The 16,276-nt window shown below is 60.9% G+C and carries 14 protein-coding genes and 1 pseudogene; 6 read left to right on the top strand and 9 right to left on the bottom strand.

Going from position 1 to position 16,276, the window contains the following annotated elements; translation table 11 throughout:
- Nucleotides 1-119: 119 nt before the first annotated feature.
- The 4 genes from trkA to def form a co-directional block, all read right to left on the bottom strand.
- Nucleotides 120-1,496, bottom strand: coding sequence for a Trk system potassium transporter TrkA (gene trkA, locus AC1RP7_RS03650; RefSeq protein ID WP_057712646.1), 1,377 nt, complete (start codon nucleotides 1,494-1,496; stop codon nucleotides 120-122).
- 22 nt (nucleotides 1,497-1,518) lie between these two features.
- Complete coding sequence (rsmB, locus tag AC1RP7_RS03645) at nucleotides 1,519-2,829, bottom strand: 16S rRNA (cytosine(967)-C(5))-methyltransferase RsmB (RefSeq protein ID WP_218494549.1); 1,311 nt, start codon at nucleotides 2,827-2,829, stop codon at nucleotides 1,519-1,521.
- Complete coding sequence (fmt, locus tag AC1RP7_RS03640; RefSeq protein WP_218494548.1) at nucleotides 2,826-3,785, bottom strand: methionyl-tRNA formyltransferase; 960 nt, start codon at nucleotides 3,783-3,785, stop codon at nucleotides 2,826-2,828. Before fmt ends, rsmB begins: the two co-directional genes overlap by 4 nt.
- A gap of 69 nt (nucleotides 3,786-3,854) precedes the next feature.
- A complete protein-coding gene (gene def, locus AC1RP7_RS03635) occupies nucleotides 3,855-4,361 on the bottom strand; it encodes a peptide deformylase (RefSeq protein ID WP_150812665.1) in 507 nt (168 codons plus the stop codon).
- Nucleotides 4,362-4,602: 241 nt separating this feature from the next.
- Here def and AC1RP7_RS03630 point away from each other — a divergent pair.
- The 3 genes and pseudogenes from AC1RP7_RS03630 to tsaC all read left to right on the top strand — a co-directional run.
- A pseudogene (locus tag AC1RP7_RS03630) lies at nucleotides 4,603-5,355 on the top strand (peptidoglycan-binding protein); the annotation flags it as partial.
- 81 nt (nucleotides 5,356-5,436) lie between these two features.
- On the top strand, nucleotides 5,437-6,543 hold the full coding sequence (dprA, locus tag AC1RP7_RS03625) for a DNA-processing protein DprA (protein ID WP_407515803.1): 1,107 nt from the start codon (nucleotides 5,437-5,439) through the stop codon (nucleotides 6,541-6,543).
- Nucleotides 6,544-6,597: 54 nt separating this feature from the next.
- Complete coding sequence (gene tsaC / locus AC1RP7_RS03620; RefSeq protein WP_057712640.1) at nucleotides 6,598-7,155, top strand: L-threonylcarbamoyladenylate synthase type 1 TsaC; 558 nt, start codon at nucleotides 6,598-6,600, stop codon at nucleotides 7,153-7,155.
- A gap of 98 nt (nucleotides 7,156-7,253) precedes the next feature.
- Here the strand turns inward: tsaC and AC1RP7_RS03615 are convergent, their stop codons facing one another.
- On the bottom strand, nucleotides 7,254-8,231 hold the full coding sequence (locus tag AC1RP7_RS03615) for an NADPH:quinone reductase (RefSeq protein WP_102669495.1): 978 nt from the start codon (nucleotides 8,229-8,231) through the stop codon (nucleotides 7,254-7,256).
- 163 nt (nucleotides 8,232-8,394) lie between these two features.
- Here AC1RP7_RS03615 and hemF point away from each other — a divergent pair, with 163 nt between their 5' ends.
- Both hemF and aroE read left to right on the top strand, forming a co-directional pair.
- The gene (gene hemF / locus AC1RP7_RS03610; RefSeq protein WP_057716534.1) at nucleotides 8,395-9,309 is read left to right on the top strand and encodes an oxygen-dependent coproporphyrinogen oxidase; all 915 of its coding nucleotides are present in this window, start codon (nucleotides 8,395-8,397) and stop codon (nucleotides 9,307-9,309) included.
- Between the two features lie 13 nt (nucleotides 9,310-9,322).
- Nucleotides 9,323-10,144, top strand: coding sequence for a shikimate dehydrogenase (gene aroE / locus AC1RP7_RS03605; protein ID WP_090452288.1), 822 nt, complete (start codon nucleotides 9,323-9,325; stop codon nucleotides 10,142-10,144).
- 107 nt (nucleotides 10,145-10,251) lie between these two features.
- Here the strand turns inward: aroE and AC1RP7_RS03600 are convergent, their stop codons facing one another.
- The 3 genes from AC1RP7_RS03600 to betC all read right to left on the bottom strand — a co-directional run bounded on the left by AC1RP7_RS03600 (nucleotide 10,252) and on the right by betC (nucleotide 14,492).
- The gene (locus AC1RP7_RS03600) at nucleotides 10,252-11,820 is read right to left on the bottom strand and encodes a SulP family inorganic anion transporter (protein ID WP_057712637.1); all 1,569 of its coding nucleotides are present in this window, start codon (nucleotides 11,818-11,820) and stop codon (nucleotides 10,252-10,254) included.
- A 220-nt stretch (nucleotides 11,821-12,040) separates the two neighbouring features.
- Complete coding sequence (choX, locus tag AC1RP7_RS03595; protein ID WP_057712636.1) at nucleotides 12,041-12,961, bottom strand: choline ABC transporter substrate-binding protein; 921 nt, start codon at nucleotides 12,959-12,961, stop codon at nucleotides 12,041-12,043.
- Nucleotides 12,962-12,977: 16 nt separating this feature from the next.
- The gene (betC, locus tag AC1RP7_RS03590; RefSeq protein ID WP_493181445.1) at nucleotides 12,978-14,492 is read right to left on the bottom strand and encodes a choline-sulfatase; all 1,515 of its coding nucleotides are present in this window, start codon (nucleotides 14,490-14,492) and stop codon (nucleotides 12,978-12,980) included.
- 114 nt (nucleotides 14,493-14,606) lie between these two features.
- Here betC and AC1RP7_RS03585 point away from each other — a divergent pair, with 114 nt between their 5' ends.
- On the top strand, nucleotides 14,607-15,557 hold the full coding sequence (locus AC1RP7_RS03585) for a choline sulfate utilization transcriptional regulator (RefSeq protein WP_057712634.1): 951 nt from the start codon (nucleotides 14,607-14,609) through the stop codon (nucleotides 15,555-15,557).
- On the opposite strand, the gene AC1RP7_RS03580 is transcribed toward AC1RP7_RS03585, so the two are convergent.
- A complete protein-coding gene (locus tag AC1RP7_RS03580; protein ID WP_090452294.1) occupies nucleotides 15,554-16,216 on the bottom strand; it encodes an NAD(P)-dependent oxidoreductase in 663 nt (220 codons plus the stop codon). The two genes, AC1RP7_RS03585 and AC1RP7_RS03580, sit on opposite strands and share 4 nt — an antisense overlap.
- Nucleotides 16,217-16,276 lie beyond the last annotated feature (60 nt).

Raw genomic sequence — 16,276 nt, 5'->3', positions numbered from 1 at the left:
TTACTGTAGGGGCGAGCTTGCTCGCGATAAACCTGAAAGCGACGCGGGTGTCTGGTTTCCAGCATTATCGTTGACGACCATCGCGAGCAGGGCCCGCTCCTGCAAAGGCAGGCCCCGTATCAGAAGAAGCTCAGCCCCACATGGAACAACTTCTCTACATCGCGAATATGCTTTTTATCCACAAGGAACAGAATCACATGGTCCCCCGCTTCGATCACGGTGTCGTCGTGGGCGATGATCACCTCTTCGTCGCGGATAATCGCACCGATGGTGGTGCCCGGCGGCAGGCCAATGTTCTCGATGGCCTTGCCGATCACCTTGCTCGATTTCGCATCGCCATGGGCAATCGCCTCGATGGCCTCCGCCGCACCTCGGCGCAGTGAATGCACGCTGACGATGTCGCCCCGGCGCACGTGGGCCAGCAATGTGCCGATGGTCGCCAGTTGCGGGCTGATGGCGATGTCGATGTCGCCGCCCTGGATCAGATCGACATAAGCCGGGTTGTTGATGATGGACATCACCTTCTTCGCGCCCAGGCGCTTGGCCAGCAACGACGACATGATGTTGGCTTCGTCGTCGTTGGTCAGGGCCAGGAAAAGGTCAGCGTCGGCGATGTTCTCTTCCATCAGCAGGTCGCGGTCCGAAGCGCTGCCCTGCAACACCACCGTGCTGTCCAGTGTGTCGGAGAGATGACGGCAGCGTACAGGGTTCATCTCGATGATTTTCACCTGATAACGGCTTTCGATGGCCTCGGCCAGACGCTCGCCAATCTGCCCGCCACCGGCGATGACGATGCGTTTATAGGTTTCGTCGAGACGGCGCATTTCGCTCATCACCGCACGAATGTTCGCCTTGGCGGCGATAAAAAATACTTCGTCGTCGGCTTCGATCACCGTGTCGCCCTGGGGCAGGATCGGCCGGTCACGACGGAAAATCGCCGCAACGCGGGTTTCCACGTTCGGCATGTGTTCACGCAACTGCCGCAGTTGCTGGCCCACCAGCGGCCCGCCGTAGTACGCCCGCACCGCCACCAATTGCGCCTTGCCTTCGGCGAAGTCGATCACCTGCAAGGCACCGGGGTGCTGGATCAGGCGCTTGATGTAGTTGGTGACCACTTGTTCCGGGCTGATCAGCACGTCCACCGGAATCGCTTCGTTCTGGAACAACTGCTCTTCGCGGGTCAGGTACGCGGCTTCGCGAACCCGGGCGATCTTGGTCGGGGTGTGGAACAGGGTATGGGCGACCTGACAGGCGACCATGTTGGTTTCGTCGCTGTTGGTCACCGCGACCAGCATGTCGGCGTCATCGGCTCCAGCCTGGCGCAACACGGTCGGGAACGAGCCACGACCTTGTACCGTGCGGATGTCCAGGCGGTCACCAAGGTCGCGCAGGCGCTCGCCATCGGTGTCGACCACAGTAATATCGTTGGCTTCGCTGGCCAGGTGTTCCGCCAGCGAACCGCCGACCTGCCCTGCACCAAGGATGATGATTTTCATCCAGTCACTCCATTGAATCCATTTAACCGCGCGCGGCGGCGATCTTGATCAGCTTGGCGTAGTAGAAGCCATCGTGGCCACCTTCCTGGGCCAGCAACTGGCGACCATGGGGCTGCTTGATGCCGGCCGCCGTGGCGAGGTCCAGTTCACGAGCACCCGACGTGCGGGCGAGGAAGGCTTCGATGACCTCGGTGTTCTCGGTCGGCAGCGTGGAACAGGTGGCGTACAGCAGGATGCCGCCGACCTCCAGGGTTTTCCACATGGCATCGAGCAACTCGCCCTGCAGCAGCGCCAGCGCGGCGATGTCGTCGGGTTGGCGGGTCAGTTTGATATCCGGGTGACGACGAATCACACCGGTGGCCGAACATGGCGCGTCCAGCAGGATGCGCTGGAACGGCTTGCCGTCCCACCACGCCTGAGTGTCGCGGCCGTCGGCGGCAATCAGTTCGGCGCTCAGTTTCAGGCGTTCGAGGTTTTCCCGCACCCGCACCAGCCGCTTGGCTTCCAGGTCTACCGCCACGACGCCGGCCAGTTTTGGCTCGGCTTCGAGGATGTGGCAGGTCTTGCCACCTGGTGCACAGCAAGCGTCGAGCACCCGTTGGCCCGGCGCGAGGTCGAGCAGATCGGCAGCCAGTTGCGCGGCTTCGTCCTGCACGCTGATCCAGCCGTCGGCGAAACCCGGCAGGCTGCGCACATCGGCGGCGGCGTCGAGCACGATGCCGTCGCGGCTGTAGACACACGGCGTGGCGGCAATTCCCGCGTCAGTCAGCAAACCGAGGTAGGCATCACGGGTGTGATGGCGACGGTTGACCCGCAGGATCATAGGCGGATGCGCATTGTTCGCCGCACAAATGGCTTCCCATTGATCTGGCCAGAACGCTTTCAAAGATTTCTGCAGCCAGCGTGGGTGAGCGGTGCGCACCACCGGATCACGTTCCAACTCGGCGAAAATCGTTTCGCTTTCGCGCTGAGCATTACGCAGCACAGCGTTGAGCAGCGCCTTGGCCCAGGGTTTTTTCAGCTTGTCGGCGCAACCGACGGTTTCACCAATGGCGGCATGGGCCGGGACACGGGTGTAGAGCAACTGATAGAGACCGACCAGCAACAGCGCCTCGACATCGGCGTCGGCAGCCTTGAACGGCTTCTGCAGCAGCTTGGCCGCCAACGCCGACAAACGTGGCTGCCAGCGCGCGGTGCCGAACGCCAGGTCTTGGGTAAAGCCGCGATCACGGTCCTCGACCTTGTCCAACTGCGTAGGCAGCGAACTGTTGAGCGAGGCTTTTCCGTTCAGGACGGCAGCGAGTGCCTTGGCGGCGGCCAGACGCGGATTCATTGAGCGTCCGCCACTTGGCCGAGGACAGTGCCGGTGGCGAATTTCTCGCGACGGCTGTTGAACAGATCGCTGAAGTTCAGCGCCTTGCCGCCGGGCAATTGCAGACGGGTCAGGCACAAGGCCTGCTCGCCGCACGCGACGATAAGACCGTCTTTGCTGGCGCCGAGGATTTCACCCGGGGTGCCTTTGCCTTCGGCGAGGTTTGCGGCCAGTACTTTCAGGGCTTCGCCGTTCAAGGTGCTGTGGGTAATCGGCCACGGGTTGAAGGCACGGACCAGACGCTCCAGCTCAACCGCCGGGCGACTCCAGTCGATGCGTGCTTCGTCCTTGTTCAATTTGTGCGCATAGGTAGCGAGGCTGTCGTCCTGCACTTCGCCCTCCAGGGTTCCGGCGGCGAGGCCGGCAATCGCCTGGACCACGGCCGGCGGGCCCATTTCGGCCAGGCGATCGTGCAGGCTGCCGCCGGTATCTTCGGCGCTGATCGGCGTGGCGACTTTCAGCAACATCGGCCCGGTGTCGAGGCCGGCTTCCATGCGCATCACGGTCACGCCACTTTCGGCGTCGCCCGCCTCCACGGCGCGCTGGATCGGCGCCGCGCCCCGCCAGCGTGGCAGCAGCGAGGCGTGACTGTTGATGCAACCCAGAAGCGGAATATCCAGCACCACTTGCGGCAGGATCAGGCCATAGGCGACCACCACCATCAAGTCCGGCTTCAGTGCAGCCAGTTCAGTCTGAGCATCTTCGTTGCGCAGAGTGGGCGGTTGCAGCACCGGGATATTGTTCTCCAGAGCAAGCTGTTTGACCGGGCTCGGCATCAGTTTTTGCCCGCGACCGGCCGGACGATCCGGTTGGGTGTAGACCGCGACGATCTCGTAAGGGCTGCTCAGCAGGGCCTTGAGGTGTTCGGCGGCGAATTCCGGGGTGCCGGCAAAGACGATGCGCAGTGGCTCAGTCATGGGTGTTCTCTATTGCAAAGCATCTTGAAAAGAAAAAGGCTTGCCGCGGCAAGCCTTTGAAGGAGGGCATCAAGCGTTTTGGCGATGCTGTTTTTCCAGCTTCTTCTTGATGCGGTCGCGTTTGAGCGTCGACAGGTAATCAACGAACAATTTGCCGTTGAGGTGGTCGCATTCATGTTGGATGCACACCGCGAGCAGGCCTTCGGCGATCAGTTCGTAGGGTTGGCCATCGCGGTCCAGCGCCTTGACCTTGACCCTTTGCGGGCGATCGACGTTTTCATAGAAGCCGGGTACCGAAAGGCAGCCTTCCTGGTATTGCTCCATCTCGTCGGTCAGGGGTTCGAACTCGGGGTTGATGAAAACTCGCGGTTCGGTGCGGTCTTCGGAGAGGTCCATCACGACGATACGTTTGTGCACGTTGACCTGGGTAGCGGCGAGGCCGATGCCAGGCGCTTCATACATTGTTTCAAACATGTCGTCGACCAACTGACGCACTTCGTCGTCCACTACGGCCACTGGCTTGGCGATAGTGCGCAGACGCGGATCAGGGAATTCGAGGATGTTTAAAATGGCCATAAGCTTGATAAGTGCACGTGTGAAGTAAGGTCGGGTCGATGGCCTGGCGGTCCGAAGATGCAGGCTACCGTTGTAAAACGTAGCTCCCTTTTGTTGACAAGCAAGCGGGAGCGAGCCACTGACGGCTCTGGCGTTTCACGCGAATGCACATAATAAAGGGATTCACCGCATGAGGAAATCACTACTCGCCCTGCTGCTCCTGGCTTCGGCAGGTTGGGCGTACGGGCAAGGGCAGCTTCGGGAAGAGATTCCCACCATAAAGCTGTCGCCTCAGGTTCGCAGCAGCCCGGTGACCGAGGCTATCCCCAGCATTGCTCTGAAGTCGATCAACAGCTTTCTGCTGAGCAACCGCATCGTCGACAAGGCCGAGGAATTCGACAAGGCGCCTTACATCGTCGCTGGTGATTCCGAACGGGTGCTCAGCGGCGCGGGTGACCGCATCTTTGCCCGTGGCCATTTCGATCCGGCACAACCGGCGTACGGTATCTTCCGCCAAGGCAAGGTCTACACCGATCCGCAGAGCAAGGAAATCCTGGGGATCAACGCCGACGATATCGGCGGCGGCGATGTCGTGGCCATTGAAGGTGATGTTGCCACCCTGGAGTTGCTGCGCACGACTCAGGAGGTCCGCCTCGGCGATCGCTTGTTCAGCGGTGAAGAGCGCGCGATCAACTCGACCTTCACGCCCAGCGCACCGAGCCACGAAATCAACGGTTTGATCATCGATGTGCCGCGTGGGGTCACGCAGATTGGCGAGTTGGACGTGGTAACGCTGAACAAGGGTCAGCGCGACGGTCTGGCCGAAGGCAATCTGCTGGCGGTAATGAAAACCGGTGAAACCGTAAGGGACCGGATCACTGGCCAGCCATTGAAAATTCCCGATGAGCGCGCCGGTTTGCTGATGGTTTTCCGTACCTACGACAAGCTCAGTTACGGGCTGGTGCTCAGCGCCTCGCGCTCGCTGTCGGTGATGGACAAGGTACGAAATCCGTAAAAGTGCTTCACAAGTTACCAACAGAGTTATCCACAGCTTATTCCCGTTTGTACGGGTGCTCATAACGATCAAGGATGATCCATGTCGCTGTCTGCCGTTACACCGGTTTCCCCCGCGGAACTGGAAGCTCGTTTACGTCTGCACCGTTTGCCGGAACTCGGCCCGGCGCGTTTCAAGAAATTGCTCGAAGCCTTCGGCTCGGCATCCAAAGCCATCAGTGCGCCAGCCAGCGCCTGGCGCGCGCTGGGTTTGCCACTGGCCTGTTCCGAGGCCAGGCGTAGCACTGAGATCCGTGACGGCGCCAGTCATGCATTGGCCTGGCTGGAGCGCCCGGCCCAGCATTTACTGATGTGGGACCAACCGGACTACCCGGCACTGCTGGCACAAATCAGCGATGCACCACCGCTGTTATTTGTCGCGGGCGATCCGGGCATTCTGGAAAAACCACAACTGGCGATGGTCGGCAGCCGTCGCGCTTCCCGGCCAGGAATGGACACCGCTGCCGCGTTTTCCCGCAGCCTGGCGGGTGCCGGTTTTGTCATTACCAGCGGCCTGGCCCTGGGTATTGACGCCGCCGCGCACCAGGCCGCGCTCGACGTCGGCGGGCAAACGGTCGGTGTGCTCGGCACGGGGCTCGAGAAGTTTTATCCACAGCGAAATAGACGCCTGGCGGACGCCATGATCGCTTCGGGCAGCGCAGTGCTTTCGGAGTTTCCGCTGGATGCAGGTCCCAGCGCCAGCAACTTCCCACGGCGCAATCGCATTATCAGTGGTTTGTCCCTCGGAGTGCTGGTGGTAGAAGCCAGTGTCGCCAGCGGTTCACTGATCACCGCGAGGCTGGCGGCGGAACAGGGGCGCGAGGTGTTTGCGATGCCCGGGTCGATCCATCACCCCGGCGCCCGCGGCTGTCATCAGTTGATTCGGGACGGTGCGGTGCTGGTGGAAACCATCGAACATATCCTCGAAGCCTTGCGCGGTTGGCAACGACTGTCGTTATCCACAGAAACCTGCACCCCTGCGACGACTCACCCACTGCTGAAACTGCTGCATGCCGCGCCTCACACCAGTGAAGCGCTGGCCGACGCAAGCGGCTGGGCCTTGCCGAAAGTGCTGGCGGCGTTGACGGAACTGGAAATGGATGGCCGCGCCGTGTGCGAAAACGGGCGCTGGTTTGCACGGGTGAGCTAGGTTTTATAAACAAGATCGGTAAACTGCGCAGAGCCTTAGTCTGGAGTGTTTTTCATGGTCAACAGTTGGCGTGTGCAACAAGCCGCGCAAGCAATTCGCGCCGGGGCGGTGATTGCCTACCCAACCGAAGCAGTCTGGGGCCTGGGTTGCGACCCGTGGGACATCGATGCGGTGGAGCGTCTGCTGCTGATCAAGGGCCGGTCTGTGGAAAAGGGGCTGATTCTGGTCGCCGACAACATCCGTCAGTTCGATTTCCTCTTCGAAGACTTCCCCGAGTTGTGGATGGACCGCATGGCCAGTACCTGGCCGGGTCCGAACACCTGGTTGGTGCCGCACCAGAACCTGCTGCCGGAGTGGATTACCGGCGTGCATGAAACCGTGGCGCTGCGGGTCAGCGATCACCCGCTGGTGCGGGATTTGTGCGCGCTGGTCGGGCCGCTGGTGTCGACGTCGGCCAATCCGCAGGGGCGCCCGGCGGCACGTACGCGGATTCGCGTCGAACAGTATTTCCGTGGCCAGGTGGATCTGGTGCTGGGCGGAAACCTGGGCGGACGCAAGAACCCGAGCGTGATTCGCGATCTGGCGACCGGCAGGGTTGTGCGCCCGGACTGATACCCAGGAGCGCCCATCGCGAGCAAGCTCGCTCCCACAGGGGATTTGTATTCGACACAGAAACCTTGTGGGAGCGAGCTTGCTCGCGATGGCGTCAGTCAGGGCAACAGGACAACCGAACCTGTCGTGCGCCGCGCCGACAACTCGGTCTGCGCCTTCGCCGCGTCAGCCAGTGGATAACGCTGGCTGATGTCCACCGTCAGCTTGCCGCCGATGATCATCTCGAACAACTCGTCGGCCATGCGTTGCAGGTTTTCGGCGTTGTTCGCATAAGTGCCCAGGGTTGGCCGGGTCACGTACAACGAGCCTTTCCCCGCCAGGATCCCCAGGTTCACGCCGTCGACCGCGCCGGACGCATTGCCAAAACTCACCACCAGCCCACGCGGCGCGACGCTGTCGAGTGAAGTCAGCCAGGTGTCCTTGCCAACGCCGTCGTACACCACCGGGACTTTTTTGCCGTCGGTCAATTCCAGCACACGTTGCGCGACATTTTCATGGCTGTAATCGATGGTCGCCCAGGCGCCGTTGGCCTTGGCCAGCGCGGCTTTCTCCGCCGAGCTGACAGTGCCGATCAGCTTCACGCCCAAGGCCTTGGCCCATTGGCAGGCCAGGGAACCGACCCCACCGGCCGCGGCATGGAACAGGATGGTTTCGCCACCCTTGAGTTCATAAGTCTGACGCAGCAGATATTGCACGGTCAGGCCCTTGAGCATGACGCCAGCGGCCTGTTCGAAGCTGATGGCGTCCGGCAGTTTCACCAGATTGGCTTCGGGTAAGACGTGAACATCGCTGTAGGCGCCCAGCGGCCCGCTGCCATAGGCCACGCGATCGCCGATCTTGAAGCGGGTCACGTCGCTGCCCACTGCCTCGACCACGCCCGCACCCTCTGAACCGACACCCGACGGCAGGGACGGCGGTGGATACAAACCGCTGCGGTAGTAGGTATCGATGAAGTTCAGGCCGATGGCCTTGTTGGTCACGCGTACTTCCTTCGGACCTGGCTCGGCGGGTTGGTAATCCACATATTCGAGCACTTCGGGGCCGCCATGGGCGCGGAACTGGATACGCTTTGCCATCAGAACTCTCCATAGGTCGTTTTACCAAGCTCCCTATCGGACTCCTAAGCTTGATCTTCGTCAACTGCGGCGGGGTGACTTGCGATGGTATGCTACGCGCCCATTTGCGCAGGCTGAGCTCCAATGGAGCGCCGCGTTGTTTTGCCCGATTCAAGGTGATGACATGACGACCCGCACCGAGGCCGTAAAAGCCTACCTGCTCGACCTGCAAGACCGTATTTGCGCCGCCCTGGAAGCCGAAGACGGTGGCACGCAATTCGTCGAAGACGCCTGGACCAGGCCGGCGGGCGGTGGCGGTCGCACCCGTGTGATAGAAAACGGCGCGGTGATTGAAAAGGGTGGCGTCAACTTTTCCCATGTCTTCGGCAGTGGTCTTCCACCGTCTGCCAGCGCCCATCGACCGGAGCTGGCCGGCCGCGGCTTCGAAGCCCTCGGCGTGTCGCTGGTCATCCACCCGCACAATCCGCATGTGCCGACTTCCCACGCCAACGTGCGTTTTTTCATCGCCGAAAAAGAAGGTGAAGAGCCGGTCTGGTGGTTCGGTGGCGGCTTCGACCTGACCCCGTATTACGGCAACGAAGAAGACTGCATCCACTGGCACCGCGTGGCCGAGCAGGCCTGCGCGCCGTTCGGTCCGGACGTCTACCCGCGTTACAAGGCCTGGTGCGACAGCTACTTCCACATCAAGCATCGTCACGAGCCGCGTGGCATCGGCGGCCTGTTTTTCGACGACCTGAACGAGTGGGACTTCGACACCAGCTTCGCCTTCATGCGCGCCATCGGTGATGCGTACATCGACGCTTACCTGCCCATCGTGCAGCGCCGCAAGAACGATGCGTTCACCGCCAAGCAGCGTGAGTTCCAGGAGTTCCGCCGTGGCCGCTACGTTGAATTCAACCTGGTCTACGACCGTGGCACGTTGTTCGGCCTGCAATCGGGTGGGCGTACCGAGTCGATCTTGATGTCGCTGCCGCCGCAAGTGCGCTGGGGCTACGACTGGAAAGCCGAGCCTGGCAGTGAAGAAGCGCGTCTGACCGAGTACTTCCTGCAAGACCGCGATTGGTTGGCCGAAGCCTGAACGAGGAATCCTGATGGACCGTTATGTCGTATTCGGTAACCCGATTGGTCACAGCAAGTCGCCGCTGATCCATCGCCTGTTCGCCGAGCAGACCGCGCAGAAACTGGATTACAACACGCTGCTGGCGCCACTCGACGACTTTTCCACCTGTGCCCGGAGGTTTTTCCTCGAAGGACGCGGCGCCAACGTGACGGTGCCGTTCAAGGAAGAAGCCTATCGGCTGGCGAACAGCCTGACGGCGCGGGCGCAACGGGCCGGAGCGGTGAACACCCTGAGCAAACTGGCCGATGGCAGTCTGCTGGGCGACAACACCGACGGTGCCGGGCTGGTGCGGGACCTGACGGTCAACGCCGGGTTCAGCCTCAAGGGCAAACGCATCCTGCTGCTCGGTGCTGGCGGTGCGGTGCGCGGTGCTTTGGAGCCATTGCTGGCCGAGCAACCGGCCTCGGTGATCATCGCCAACCGCACGGTGGACAAGGCCGAGCTGCTGGCGGAACTGTTCTGCGATCTGGGGCCGATCTCGGCCAGCGGTTACGACTGGTTGCAGGAGTCGGTGGACTTGATCATCAACGCGACCTCGGCGAGCCTGACCGGTGATGTGCCGCCTATTGCCCCCAGCTTGATTGAGCCTGGCAAAACGGTGTGCTACGACATGATGTACGGCAAGGAACCGACCTCGTTCTGCCGCTGGGCCAGCGAACACGGGGCGGCGGTATCGATGGATGGCTTGGGCATGCTGGCCGAGCAAGCGGCGGAAGCGTTCTTCCTGTGGCGCGGCGTGCGCCCGGATACGGCGCCGGTGCTGGCTGAGTTGCGTCGACAGTTGGCCTTGTAACCTACTGTAGGAGCGAGCTTGCTCGCGAAAAACCTGAGGGCATCTGGTTTTGCGCGTAATCGTTCACGACCTTCGCGAGCTAGCTCGCTCCTACAGTGAGCGGTGTTTCAGTCCTCAAACCGGATCGGGCATTTCTCCGCCCCTTCCAGCTTCCTCAACTCTTCCACCACCTGCGGTCGGGCCCGGCGCAAGGTGAGGCTGCGATCTTGACGCAGTAGCCGCCGCGCTTCCTGGTGCAGCATTTCCACCCCTGAGTAGTCGATGAAGTTGATCTGCTGCGCCTCGATCACCACGCGCGCGCCGTGCATGCGTTGCAGGCGTACTTGCAGGTAATGGCTGGCGCCGAAAAAAATCGAGCCCCCCACCCGCAGAATGTCTTCCTCGCCATCTCGCACATGCTGCACCCGTGGTTGCGATGTGCGTTTGAGGTAGAAAAAAAGCGAGGCCAACACGCCGGCGTAGATCGCCGTCTGCAACTCCAGCAGCAGCGTGGCGACGCAGGTCAGCGCCATGACCACAAATTCGGCGCGGCTGACCCGCAACAACGCGCGAATGCCGCGATGGTCCACCAGTCCCCAGGCGATCAACAGAATGCTGCCAGCCATGGCTGGAATCGGGATGTGCGCGATCAGGCTCGCGCCGAAGATCGCAAACAGCGCCACCCACAATGCCGAAAAAATCCCGGCCAGCGGCGAACAGGCCCCCGCTTCGTAGCTCAGGCCTGAGCGAGTGAAGGAGCCGGCAGACAACGATCCGGAAAAAAACGCACCGACGATATTCGACAAGCCCTGGGCGCGGACTTCCTGATTCGCGTCGAGTAATTGCTGCGAACGTGCGGAGATCGAGCGGGCGATCGACAGGCTGGTTACTAGCCCGAGCATACCGACCGCCACCGCGCTGGGCAGCAGGCGCAGGATCAGATCCAGGTCCAGGGGCAACGGGCTGAAGGGCGGCAGTTTGCCGGTGAAGGCGCTTACCAGTTGCACATGGCCGAACATTGATGGCCAGAGCCAAACCAGCAAGCCGCCGAGAATCAGGGTGATCAAGAGCGTCGGCCAGCGTGGCAGCAGCAGTTTGAGGATCACGCCGACCACCACGGTCGCCAGACCCAGCGCCAGCGAAGGTTTGTCCATTTCGCCGAGATGGCGCAACAACGTGATGAAACTATCCAGCGCGGTGGCCTGGCTGGGCAAGTCCAGCCCCAGCAGGTTAGGCAATTGACCGATGGCAATCACCACGGCAGCACCCAGGGTGAAGCCGAGTACCACCGAGTGCGAGACGAAATTCACCAGCGCGCCGAACCGCAGCAAACCCAGCAGCCACTGAAAGATACCGGCAAGAAACGTCAGCAACAGGATCAGCATGACGTAGTCCTGCGACGCTGGAACGGCCAGAGGACTGACGCTGGCATACAGGACAATGGAGATGGCGGCCGTAGGACCGCAGATCAAATGCCACGACGAACCCCAGAGGCAGGCGATCAGAACGGGGATGATTGCAGCGTACAGGCCGTATTCCGGTGGTAGGCCGGCGATCAGTGCGTAGGCAATGGATTGCGGCAACGCGAGGATCGCGCCGCTGAGGCCGACAATCAGGTCGCGCCCGACACTGGCGCGGGTTTGCCGGGGTAGCCAGGTGAGGAAAGGGAAGAGTGAATGGCGGCTGGGAAGGGCCATGGGTCCTCTCGGGTGGGGATTTTGCGCAAGGGTAGCAGGACAAGGCGATCATTGTGGCGAGGGGGCTTGCCCCCGTTGGACGGCGCAGCCGTCCCAAAACCATTGAATGTGGTTTATCAGGTAGACCGCATTCAATGGTTTTACGATCGCTTCGCCATCGAACGGGGCGGTGCGGCGGTCCGACAAGCCCCCTCGCCACAAAGACCATATCGCCTCTGGTTTAGAGTTTGGCTTTGACCGCTGGCAAAGCATCCTTGCCATCCACTGTCTTCACCCCATCGAGCCATTTATCCAGCACTGCCGGGTTGGCCTTGATCCACGCCTTGGCCGCGTCGGTATTGCTGACCTTCTTGTTCACCACCTCGGCCATGATGCTGTTTTCCATCTCCTGAGTGAAACTCAGGTTGGTCAGCAGTTTGCCGACGTTTGGGCAGGCCTGTGCATAACCTTTTCGGGTCAGGGTATGCACGCTGCCGGTGTCACCGAAGTATTTCTCGCCACCCTTCAGATAATGCATTTTCAACTGCACGTTCATCGGGTGCGGGGTCCAGCCGAGGAAGGTCACGAATTTCTGTTTTTTCACCGCGCGGGACACTTCCGCCAGCATCGCCTGCTCGCTGGACTCGACCAGTTTCCACTGGCCCATGTCGAAATCGTTTTTCTTGATGATCTCTTGCAGCGAGATATTCGCCGGTGCACCGGAGCCGATGCCATAGATCTTGTGGTCGAACTTGTCGGCGTATTTGTTCAGGTCGGCAAAGTTATGCACACCCGCGTCCCACACGTAGTCCGGGACAGCGAGGGTGAATTCGGTGCCGTCGAGGTTCTTTGCCAGTTGCGTGACATCGCCGCTTGCGACGAATTTGTCGTAGAAGCCCTGCTGCGCCGGCATCCAGTTACCCAGGAACACATCGACCTGGCCATCCTTGAGCCCGCCAAAGGTGATCGGCACCGCGAGGGTGTCGACCTTGGCCTTGTAGCCCATGCCGTCCAGCAGAAACCCGGTGATGGCGTTGGTCGCGGCGATGTCGCTCCAGCCCGGGTCGGCCATTTTCACCGTCTCGCAACTCTGATCGGCAAACGCCGAGGCACTGCCCAGAGCCAGGAGCCCGACCGTCAGTACTGTGGATAACCTTTGCATGGACTTCCCCTTAACATTATTGGTTTTGGCAGGGTTGTGGATAACGTGCTTTACGTTCCAGATCGTCGAGGTCGATGTGGTTGCGCATGTACTGCTGACTGGCGTCCACCAGCGGCTGGTGATCCCAGCTCTTCAGCTTGCCGAGGGTCAGCGCCTCGGCCACGAAGCGTCGGCGCCGTTGGCTGGCGAGCACCTGCTGGTGAATCGCCGGAATGTTCCATTTGGCCCGCGCTTCGGCGAGAAAATCGTCGAACAACCGGCGATGTTGCGGCGAATGACTGAGTTCTTCCAGTTCGCGAGGGTCATTCCGTACGTCGAAGAGTAGGCAAGGGTCGTCTTCGCTGTAGATGAATTTGTAGGCACCGCGACGGATCATCATCAACGGGCTGACGGTGCCTTCGGCCATGTATTCACCGAATACTTCATCGTGGCCGCCCTGCCCTTGCAGGTGCGGGACCAGCGAGCGGCCGTCCAGCGGCAAGCCCGGTTCCAGCGAGCCGCCGGCCAGTTCGACGAATGTCGGCAACAGGTCTGCCGTGGATACACTGGCGCTGACCCGGCGGGCGCCGAACTGCCCCGGTGCGCTGACCAACAGCGGCACCCGTGCGGCCATCTCATACCAGTGCATTTTGTACCAGAGGCCGCGCTCGCCGAGCATGTCGCCGTGGTCACCGGAAAACACGATGATGGTGTCATCGATCAGCCCGGTATCTTCGAGGGTTTGCAGGAGCTTGCCGACATTGCTGTCGATATAGCTGCACGCGCCGAAATAGGCGCGACGGGCATCGCGGATCTTATCCACAGGCAGCGGCTTGTCCCACAGGTCGTAGACCTTGAGCAAACGTTGCGAGTGCGGATCGAGGTCATGCGGGTCCGGGGTTGTAGGCAGCGGGATATCGGCATCGTCGTACAAATCCCAGAAAGCCTTGGGAATGGTGTACGGATCGTGCGGGTGAGTCATCGAAACGGTCAGGCAGAACGGCTGGTCGCCATCCTCGCGGATATGGTCGAACAGGTACTGCTGGGCCTTGAACACCACCTCTTCGTCGAAATCCAGTTGATTGGTGCGTACGCACGGGCCGGCTTGCAGCACCGATGACATGTTGTGATACCAGGTCGGGCGCACGTCCGGTTCATCCCAGTTTACCGCCCAGCCGTAGTCGGCCGGGTAAATGTCACTGGTCAGGCGTTCTTCGTATCCGTGCAACTGGTCTGGCCCGCAGAAATGCATCTTGCCCGACAGGGCGGTGCGGTAGCCGAGGCGGCGCAAGTAGTGGGCGTAGGTCGGTACGTCAGCGGGGAAATCGGCGGCGTTGTCGTAGGCGCCGATCTTGCTCGGCAATTGGCCGCTGACCAGTGTGAAACGCGATGGCGCGCACAATGGGCTGTTGCAATAGGCGGAGTCAAACACCACGCCTTGTGCGGCGAGGCGACTGAGATTGGGCAATTTGATGGGCGATGGGCCGTAGAACGGCAACATTGGCGCGGCCATTTGATCGGCCATGATGAAAAGAATGTTCTTGCGCTTCATGTGATCGCGGCATTCCATAGTGGATGTTTATGCGAGAGTGCTGGCTTTGAGAATGAAACCCTCGCACCTTGTGGTAAAGCCCATACGCGGCAATGACTAGGATAAGCACAGCTTATGTATGACGCCCTTGGTGACCTGTCACTGGATCTGCTTCGCGCCTTCGAAGCGGCGGCCCGTCAGCGCAGCTTCACAGCGGCGGCGGTTGAACTGGGCACCACGCAACCGGCCATCAGCCAGCAGATCAAGCGCCTGGAAGAACAACTGGCAACACGGCTATTCGACCGCATTTATCGCGGAATCGAACTGACAGAGGCTGGGCAGATTCTTTTTGAGCAGGTTCAGCTCGGTTTGCAGAATATCGACGCAGGATTGAGCGCAATCAGCGCACAGCAACAGCATGAAGTGCTGCAGGTGGCCACGGATTTTGCCTTCGCCGCCTATTGGTTGATGCCGCGTCTGCACCGCTTTCACGCGGCCAATCCGCAGGTGGATGTCAGCCTGGTCACCAGTGAACGCAGCCATAACATGCTACGTACCGATATCGATGTGGCGGTGCTGTTCGGCGATGGCCGCTTCAAGCAGGGTGAAAGCCATTGGCTGTTCAGCGAGGAAGTGTTTCCGGTGTGCAGCCCGCAGTTGTTGAGCGAGCGTCCACTGCCCTTGCCAGCCCAGGCATTGCTGGAGTTTCCTTTGTTGCACCTGCGTGGGGAACACAGCAGTAACTGGTTCGACTGGAGTGGTGTGTTCCGCGAGCTGGGCATTACCTCGCCCCCGGCGCCCGGGCAGTTGCGCTTCGATAATTACACCTTGCTGATTCAGGCGGCGATTGGCGGCCAGGGCGTGGCCATCGGCTGGCGCCACCTTGTGGATAACTTGCTGGCGCAAGGATTGTTGTGTCGACCGATCGGCGAAACGGTGATGTCGAGGCTGGGTTACTACGTGGTTCTGCCCCAGCGCAAAAGACGCGGAGCATTGATCCAGCAGTTTGTGGATTGGTTGATGGCGGAACAGGCCTGCAGTGCGCAATCGCTCAACGGCCTGACGCTGCCGTCCATTGCGGTTTAACTGTCGGTTGCGATGAAGTTGACGTGCTCGCCGATGTGCAGGTTCAGGTGCAATTCATCGGCAATGCCCACGGCAGTGCGGGCCAGCCGTTTGAGCGGTTCAGCCAACCCCGGTTCGGGGTTGCCACCGATGTTGGCAAAGTGTTCGATGGTCAGCCCTGGTACCCCGCGCGGTTCGTTAACCAGCGTCCACTTCAAAGGACTGCTTTGCAGTGCCTCGCGGATTTCCTCGGCGGCGTGACGTTGCAAGCTATCCTCGGTTTCCGGGTCGTCCAGCACGTCGAAATCACCTACCAGAAACAATCGGGCGATGTTTGCTGCCTGCATGCCGTCGATGAGCGCATCCACTGCCAGCACCTGCTCGACCGGGCCGGGCACGATGGTTTTTTCCACGTGTTCGCTATTGAACGGTAACCCTGGTGCGTCCAGTAAGCAGATAACCACTGAACTGCCGGCCACACTCTGCTTGACCCGTTGGGCGTCGAACAGGTCGCCAGTCTTGGTGCGCAGCCCCGGACGGGGTGCCAGCGCCGTCAGGTCATCGAGAATCGCGATCACTTCATGCTGGCGTCGCAGCATTTCAGCCATCAGCGCACTGCCCAGGCTACTCATGGCACCATAAAGCACCACTTTCACGACGGGGGTTTCGGCATTTTTCATGGCTGGGCTTCCTGTTTTCCAGCGTCTGTATAACGTTTGACCCGCAGGAAACGGCGAGGG

This window comes from Pseudomonas sp. GW822-FHT01E03, assembly GCF_058802985.1.
This window is presented reverse-complemented; position numbering and strand designations above follow the sequence as displayed.

Bases quoted from the DNA above. Each gene is read 5' to 3' on its own strand.
- AC1RP7_RS03615 (WP_102669495.1), bottom strand. From the start codon at position 8,231: ATGGCAAAGCGTATCCAGTTCCGCGCCCATGGCGGCCCCGAAGTGCTC.
- fmt (WP_218494548.1), bottom strand. From the start codon at position 3,785: ATGACTGAGCCACTGCGCATCGTCTTTGCCGGCACCCCGGAATTCGCC.
- hemF (WP_057716534.1), top strand. From the start codon at position 8,395: ATGACGACCCGCACCGAGGCCGTAAAAGCCTACCTGCTCGACCTGCAA.
- dprA (WP_407515803.1), top strand. From the start codon at position 5,437: ATGTCGCTGTCTGCCGTTACACCGGTTTCCCCCGCGGAACTGGAAGCT.
- AC1RP7_RS03580 (WP_090452294.1), bottom strand. From the start codon at position 16,216: ATGAAAAATGCCGAAACCCCCGTCGTGAAAGTGGTGCTTTATGGTGCC.
- rsmB (WP_218494549.1), bottom strand. From the start codon at position 2,829: ATGAATCCGCGTCTGGCCGCCGCCAAGGCACTCGCTGCCGTCCTGAAC.
- AC1RP7_RS03585 (WP_057712634.1), top strand. From the start codon at position 14,607: ATGTATGACGCCCTTGGTGACCTGTCACTGGATCTGCTTCGCGCCTTC.
- tsaC (WP_057712640.1), top strand. From the start codon at position 6,598: ATGGTCAACAGTTGGCGTGTGCAACAAGCCGCGCAAGCAATTCGCGCC.
- aroE (WP_090452288.1), top strand. From the start codon at position 9,323: ATGGACCGTTATGTCGTATTCGGTAACCCGATTGGTCACAGCAAGTCG.
- def (WP_150812665.1), bottom strand. From the start codon at position 4,361: ATGGCCATTTTAAACATCCTCGAATTCCCTGATCCGCGTCTGCGCACT.
- choX (WP_057712636.1), bottom strand. From the start codon at position 12,961: ATGCAAAGGTTATCCACAGTACTGACGGTCGGGCTCCTGGCTCTGGGC.
- trkA (WP_057712646.1), bottom strand. From the start codon at position 1,496: ATGAAAATCATCATCCTTGGTGCAGGGCAGGTCGGCGGTTCGCTGGCG.
- betC (WP_493181445.1), bottom strand. From the start codon at position 14,492: ATGAAGCGCAAGAACATTCTTTTCATCATGGCCGATCAAATGGCCGCG.
- AC1RP7_RS03600 (WP_057712637.1), bottom strand. From the start codon at position 11,820: ATGGCCCTTCCCAGCCGCCATTCACTCTTCCCTTTCCTCACCTGGCTA.